At 66.0% G+C, this 5,724-nt stretch carries 5 protein-coding genes and 1 pseudogene; 1 reads left to right on the forward strand and 5 read right to left on the reverse strand.

Translation table 11 applies throughout. The features are described from left to right. A partial coding sequence (locus B3446_RS09745) for a DUF3300 domain-containing protein (protein WP_291380486.1) occupies positions 1-926 on the reverse strand: 926 nt, incomplete at its 3' end. Between the two features lie 280 nt (positions 927-1,206). On the opposite strand from B3446_RS09745, the gene B3446_RS09750 reads away from it, so the two are divergent. Continuing rightward, positions 1,207-1,644, forward strand: coding sequence for a universal stress protein (locus B3446_RS09750; protein ID WP_175123758.1), 438 nt, complete (start codon positions 1,207-1,209; stop codon positions 1,642-1,644). 67 nt (positions 1,645-1,711) lie between these two features. Here B3446_RS09750 and B3446_RS09755 read toward each other — a convergent pair whose 3' ends face one another. The 4 genes and pseudogenes from B3446_RS09755 to B3446_RS09770 all read right to left on the reverse strand — a co-directional run. Further along, on the reverse strand, positions 1,712-2,719 hold the full coding sequence (locus tag B3446_RS09755; RefSeq protein ID WP_291380488.1) for a 2Fe-2S iron-sulfur cluster-binding protein: 1,008 nt from the start codon (positions 2,717-2,719) through the stop codon (positions 1,712-1,714). 11 nt (positions 2,720-2,730) lie between these two features. Then, positions 2,731-3,210, reverse strand: a complete 480-nt coding sequence (locus B3446_RS09760) for a GlcG/HbpS family heme-binding protein (protein WP_056319338.1) — start codon at positions 3,208-3,210, stop codon at positions 2,731-2,733. 29 nt (positions 3,211-3,239) lie between these two features. Beyond that, the gene (locus B3446_RS09765; protein ID WP_409558327.1) at positions 3,240-4,649 is read right to left on the reverse strand and encodes an aldehyde dehydrogenase family protein; all 1,410 of its coding nucleotides are present in this window, start codon (positions 4,647-4,649) and stop codon (positions 3,240-3,242) included. Between the two features lie 221 nt (positions 4,650-4,870). Continuing rightward, a pseudogene (locus tag B3446_RS09770) lies at positions 4,871-5,724 on the reverse strand (hypothetical protein); the annotation flags it as partial.

Here is a 5,724-nt window from a genome sequence, read left to right on the forward strand (position 1 = left end):
GCCGCGCCCGCCGCGCCAAGCCCTTGGCCGCCGGCCTGCGCGCGATTCTGCAAGCCGGCCTGCCGCTGGCTGTCGAAACGCTGGCGGTTGGCAGCGTCCGCGTACGGTGCGTTGCCGCGATTGGCGGCGTTGTGTTGCCACGTCGACCGGTTGTTATTGACGTTGTTGCGGTCAATGCGATTGTTGACGTTGATGTTGTTGTAGCGATCCACGTCGATGTCGATGTCGCCATGCCCCCAGTTTGCGTCGCCCCACATCGAATTGATCGCCGCGACGCCGATGCCGAATCCGATCCCGGCCACCAGCGAACTCGCAAACACCGACCCCGGCGGCGGGGGATAGTAATAAGGCGGATACGACGGATACGCCCACGCGCCGTAGACCACCGTGGGGTTGTAACTGGGCACGTAGACGACTTGGGGATCCGCCGGCTCGATCACCACAACCGTCTTTTCATTCGCGGTGGTGGTCTTGACCGTCTGCTGCGGCGTGCTTTTCAGGTTGCCGGCCTTTTGCGCCTGCGTGCGCAGCCGCTGGACGGAATCCATGACGGCCTCGGGTTGCGCCAGGAACGCGTCGCCCACGGACTTCACCCAGCCGGGCTCGCGGCCCATCATGTCCATGACCGACGGAAAGGCCACCAGCGACTTGACGCTGGGATCCCAGGTTTCGGCGTCGACGGCTCGCACCGCATCGTCCCCGGACTGATTGGCGTTCGCGGCCGACCATTTGGCCGCCGCCGCGACGTCATCGGGGTACGTGGATCCCATCAGGATCTGCGATAGCAGCGCGTCCGGATAGAGCGCCACGGGCGCCATCAACTGATCAAGCTGAGCGTTGCTCAGCTTGGTCTGCGACATGGCAGGAAAAGAGAATGACAGCCCAAGGCACATCAGCCCGATCAACCACGCACGCAGTCGCCGCATTTCCGTTCTCCGCACACAGAGCAAGACGCCACAAGCCAGGAGGGAACCGCCGGATATCGCGAAGACAATATATGCCTAACCCTGGTGGTTTGGAAGCGCCGGCGGCGAGCAAGAGAGCGTGGTGTCTGAGACCTGGGGAGAAGATCGTCATCTTGAGACGGTGTCTCGGCGGTGTCAGACACCGGCCGATCCGCCATATGCCGGATTGGCTTGCGCCCTTCCGCAGGCCTATACTGGATTCGCCGTTGCTGGACATTCCTTTACCTAAAGGAGAGGCAACATGTACAGGCACTTGCTCATCGCCGTGGACGGCTCCCTGCTGTCCGAATCGGCATTCAAGCGCGCCCTCGTTTTCGCCAAGGAAATGGGCGCCACCATCACCCTGCTGCGCGCCATCCCGGAAGACCATCTGCTGGTTTACCAGGCCGAAATGCTGGGCACCACCGAAGGCCATCACACCGATCAGGCGCGCAAGAACGCGCAGGCGTATCTGGACGGACTTGAAGCCGAGGCGCGGCACGCGCTGGTGCCCTGCGAAGCCATCGTCACGGTGAACGACCATCCGCACGAGGCCATCGTGGAGACGGCGCAGAAGTCCGGGTGCGACCTGATCGTGATGGGTTCGCACGGGCGGCACGGCATGACGGGCTTCTTGCTGGGCAGCGAGACGCAGCGCGTGCTGGCGCGCACGCGGCTGCCGGTGCTGGTGTATCGCTAGCCGTGCGTCAAGGTGTCGGCGAATCGTGGCCGGCGAGGGGCCGCGCGTCGCCACCGGCCGGCCACGGTCAAGCGGCCGCCAGCGCGTGCTGGAACGTGAAGCTGTCGGCGTACAGGTGATCCAGACTGGCGCCCCGTTCGGCCAACAGGCTTTTGGCCTGGCGGATCATCTCCGGCGCGCCGCATAGATAGAACGCATGTTCCGACAGGTCCGCGTGATCTTCCAGCACCGCCTGCTGCACGTAGCCGCGGCGCCCCTGCCAGTCCGCCCCCGCGCGCGACAGCACGGGCACGAAATTGAATTCATAGAGCCGCCCGGCCCAGCTTTCGATCTCTTCCCGCAGGTACAGGTCCGCCTCGGTGCGCATGCCCCAATACAGCGTCACGGGGGGGCAGTCCTCGTTGTCCAGCAGCGATTCAAGAATCGCCTTGATGGGCGCGATGCCGGTTCCCGTGGCCATCATGATGAGCGGGCGCCAGTCTTCCTCGTGATAGCTGAAGACGCCAAGCGGCGCCTCGATCTCCACCGGCGCGCCGGCGCGGGCCTGCCTCAGCCACTGGTCGGTGTAGCGGCCGCCGGGAATGCGGCGCACGTGAAAGTCGATCAGGTTGCCCGCGGGCGCCGACGCCATGGAGAAGCTGCGCGTCTCGCCGTCCGGGAGCACCACATTCATGTACTGCCCTGGCACGTAATCCATGCCGTCGCCGGGCAGCGCCAGGGTCAGGTGGATGACGTCGTCACACAAGGCGGCGATGCGGTGGATGGTGGCGGGAATGCGGCGAGGCTCGGGGAAGGTCTGCCGGCTGCTCGCCACGCTGATGCACAGGTCGGCCGTCGGACGCGCCTGGCATGCCAGCGCATAGCCCTGCTCGGCCTCTTCCGGGGTCAGCGCCATGGGAAATTCGTCGTACCGGACGGCGCCCGATTCCAGTTTGATGCGGCAGGTGCCGCAGCCGCCGAACGAGCACTCGTGCGGCAGCTTCACGGCCGAACGCTCCGCGGCTTCCAGCACGGATTCGCCTTCATCGACGACAAAGGCTTCTGCGGTTTCCAGGATGTGCACGCGGTATGCCATGACGCCCTCGCCTATTTCTTGATGTCCGCTTCGACCAGCACCTTCATGCCGCGCGGCTCCAGCAGTTCGCCCAGCGCGGCCAGCGCTGCAAGACCTGCTTTGGTGTCCTGCTCGCCGTTGCCGCCGCTCAGGCCCACGCCGCCGATCACTTCGCCGTTCACGACGATGGGAAAGCCGCCGACGAACACCGCGAACTTTCCGTCGAAGCTCCACTGGATGCCGAAGGCTTCGTTGCCGGGCAGCGCGGGGCCGTTGGGCGGGGTATTGAACAGGTGCGTCGAGCGCTTGTGCCCGGCGGCGGTAAACGCCTTGTTCCAGGCGATCTGCGGACCCGTGATGCGGGCGCCGTCCATGCGCTCGAGCGCAATCGGATAGCCGCCGTCGTCCACGATGCAGATCGACTCCAGCACGCCGATTTCCTGCGACTTGGCGATGGCGGCGCGCACCATGACGCGCGCTTCTTCAAGTTCCAGGCGATAGATCTGTTTCATGTGCAAAGCCTCTTTGGATGGATGAGCCGTCAGCCGGCGCGGTAGACGGTTTTGATCTGCGTGTAGAACTCCAGCCCCACGCGACCCGATTCGCGGAATGTGGAGGTGCTGGAATGCTTCAAGCCGCCGAACGGCGCGTTGATCAGGTTGCCGGTGGTGGTGCGGTTGATCTTCACGGTACCCGCCTGGATGTCGCGGGCGAAGCGGTGCGCGTACCGGGCGTCGGTGGTGGCGATGGCGGCCGACAGGCCGTATTCCGTGTCGTTGGCCTGCGTGATGGCGTCTTCATAGCCGTCGACCTCGATCAGCGCGATCACCGGGCCGAAGATTTCTTCGCGGGCAATGCGCATCTGCTGCGTCACACCGGCAAAGAGCGCGGGCGTGACGTAATAGCCGCGGTCGAAACCCTCGCCCGTCAGGCGATCGCCGCCGTACAGGTGCGTGGCTTCCTGCTTGCCCAGTTCGATATAGCCCAGCACGTTGTCTAGCTGGCGGGCGGTGGCCAGCGGGCCCAGGTCGAAGTTGCCGTCCAGGCCGTTGCCGATGGTCAGCGTCTTGATCCTGGCGAGCAGCTTTTCCGTATAGGCGCCGCTGACCTTGCGGTCGACCAGCACGCGGCTGGTGCCGGTGCACGCCTGGCCGCTCAGCGAGAAGCCGCCTTTGACCGCCAGATCCACTGCGCGGTCCAGGTCGGCGTCGGCCAGCACGATCAAGGGATTCTTGCCGCCCAGTTCCATCTGCGTCCGGGTGGTCAGGCCGGCCGTGCGATGGATCTGCTCGCCGGCGGCCGTGGAGCCGGTGAACGAAATGGCGCGCACCTGGCTCGCCCCCGTGATGGCTTCGCCCACCGCCCCTGCCGGACCCGTCAGGAAGTTCAGCACGCCGGCCGGCAGTCCGGCCTGCATGAAGGCCTCGGTCAGGCGATAGCCCGACATCGGCGCGTCGGACGAGGGCTTGAACACCACCGTGTTGCCCGTGATGAGGGCCGGTGCGATTTTGCGCGCCGGAATCGAGATGGGGAAATTCCAGGGCGAGATCACCGTCACCACGCCCAGCGGCTCGCGCTGGCTGTAGACGATCATGTCCGGATCGTCGTTGGGGTAGGTCTCGCCGGTGAAGGACTGGCCTTCGACCGCATAGAAGCGGATCGTCTGCGCGGACCGCAGGACTTCGTCCTTGGCCAGGTTCAGGCCCTTGCCTTCTTCACGGGTCAGTTCGCGCGCGATCGACGCGGCGTTGTCTTCCAGATGCTGGGCCACCTTGAACAGGATGGCCGCGCGCTTGGAGATCGGCGTGTCGCGCCACGCGGCAAACGCCGCCTCGGCCGCCAGGACCGCCTGCCGGGCGTCTTCGGCGTTGGAGACCTGGAATTGCCCGACGACGTCGTCCGTGTCGGCCGGGTTGCGGTTCGGCGCGGTTTTACCCGAGCCGCTGGGCATCCACTTGCCGCCGATGTAGTTCAAAAAGGTCTGCTGCGAGAGATCGTCCACGGGAGCGCTTCCTTGATTGAGTCTGGGCCGGCGCGGCAGGCGCGAGGCGCTTGGGCTACGTTCAGAACATTGTATACTTTAATCATTGGCCGACGATCCGTGGAAACCCCACCTGAAGCGTCAGCAAAAAGGCTCCCGCGCGGGAGCCTTTTTGCGTCACGTCGCGCCGTTCAACTCCAGATCAGCACGGCGCAGATCGTCGAGACGAAGAGCGCAAGCAGCACGGGCAACAGCAGCGCGCGCACCAGCGACAGCACGTTCACCCGTGCAAACCCCGCCACCGCGATCAGCGAGGACCAGGCGATCAGCGTGCCGCCGCCCGTCCAGACGGCGCCCATCTGGCCGACCGCCGCCAGCGTCGCGGGGTCTACGCCGACGACCGGACCCAGCGCGCCGGATAACGTGCCCGTGAGCGGCAGACCCGCGAAGCCCGAGCCGTCGATGCCGGTGATCATGCCGACCAGCAGCACACCGAAGGCGACGAGGAAGTGGTTTTCCGGGATCAGGTGCTGCGCGGCGGAGATCACCTCGAAGAGCAGGCCGGGCGCCTGCGCCGCCGGCACGCCCAGGATCTGCGCGGCCGTCTCATTGGCGCCCACGAAGAAGAAGCCCGCGATGGGCAGCACGGAACCCATCGCCTTGAAGGCGAACACAAAGCCGTCGGTCACGTGTTCCGGACACACGTCCAGCATCTTGCGAGGGCCTTCGGCGGCCAGCGTCACCAGCATCATCACCACGAAGGCAACGCCGCCGACCAGCGCTGCCGCATCGCCGCCGCGCAGCGCGGGCAGCGACGGAAACAGCCGGGGCAGCACCATCACGGCGATCACGGCCAGGAACGCCAGCGGCGTCACCACGGCAAACACCTTCGACCAGCGGACACGGCGCTGCTCTTCGTCGCTCAGCGCGGGACCGGCCGGCAGCGCGGGATCGGCGCCCATCGTGCCGCGGGCAAGTTCCGCCTTGTCGAACGAGCCGGCCTGTTCCATGCGCGCCAGGCTGCCGTCCTGCGCGCGGGCCTGCC

The organism is Achromobacter sp. UBA5777 (genome assembly GCF_002418565.1).
Taxonomy (GTDB): Bacteria; Pseudomonadota; Gammaproteobacteria; order Burkholderiales; family Burkholderiaceae_B; genus Achromobacter; species Achromobacter animicus.